The sequence below is a fragment of the Cypionkella sp. TWP1-2-1b2 genome, from assembly GCF_049896245.1.
Taxonomy (GTDB): Bacteria; Pseudomonadota; Alphaproteobacteria; order Rhodobacterales; family Rhodobacteraceae; genus Cypionkella.
Window position 1 is genome coordinate 1 of the sequence record NZ_JAFCTX010000099.1, and the last position, 1,059, is coordinate 1,059.

Below are 1,059 nucleotides of genomic sequence, written 5' to 3' on the forward strand. Positions count from 1 at the left end.
TGTTCCATCCCGGATGATCACATAGACCCTCGGCGCTCTGCGTTTTTCATGGCAAGATCGATCCTGAGGGACATTCGAAGCGGGGTTCGGGCATGTTGATCCATCTTCACAAGCAGGCGACGACGACGCCGAAGGTGCGGGCGGCGATCCAGGCCAGCACGGAGCCTGCATCAGCCTTGGCGGAGCGGTTCGGGACGACCGAGCAGACCGTCTACAAATGGAAGCATCGCGACAGTGTGCATGACCGCAGCCACACGCCGCACCGGCTTCAAACGACACTGACGTCCCCGCAAGAGGCGGTGGCGGTTGTCCTGCGCAAGACGTTGCTGGTGTCCATCGACGACCTGCTGGCCGTGGTCCGCGAGTTCCTGAACCCGGATGTGTCGCGCTCGGGCCTCGACCGCTGCCTGCGGCGGCATGGGGTGGGCAATCTGCGTAACCTGCAGGCGACAGACCCCAGACCTAAACACAAGGCGTTCAAGGCCTACGAGCCCGGCTACCTGCATGTCGATGTGAAGTATTTGCCTCAAATGGCTGACGAATCCTCGCGCCGCTACCTGTTCGTGGCCATCGACCGCGCGACCCGCTGGGTGTTCATCCGGGTCTTCAAATCCAAGACTGCCGCCAATGCCCGCCGATTTCTGCGCGATCTGGAACGGGCCTGCCCGATGCGCATCCGCACAATTCTCACGGATAATGGCAAGGAATTCACCGACCGTCTGTTCGGTCTGCGCAAACGCGCCGCAACAGGCCAGCACGAGTTCGATCAACTCTGCGCCGATCTCGGCATCGAACACCGCTTGGCCCCACCGCAACACCCCCAGACCAACGGCATGGTCGAACGCTTCAACGGCCGGATCGAGGAGGTGCTGCAATCGCACCATTTCCGATCAGGCGAGGAACTGGAAACCACGCTGCACCGCTATGTTCTGCTCTACAATCAGCAACTGCCGCAGTCAGCCCTTGGCAGCAAGACACCCTTGCAGGCGATGAAGGACTGGCACAAACTTAAGCCGGAGTTGTTCACGAAACAGCCCTATCACCTTCCGGGATGTGACA

Annotated in this window: 1 protein-coding gene; it reads left to right on the forward strand. The window is 60.8% G+C overall.

Translation table 11 applies throughout. The annotated features are described in order from the left end of the window. Nucleotides 1-92: 92 nt before the first annotated feature. Nucleotides 93-1,059, forward strand: a 967-nt coding sequence (locus ACP7AP_RS24170) for an IS481 family transposase (protein ID WP_426038470.1), incomplete at its 3' end; no start/stop codon positions are given.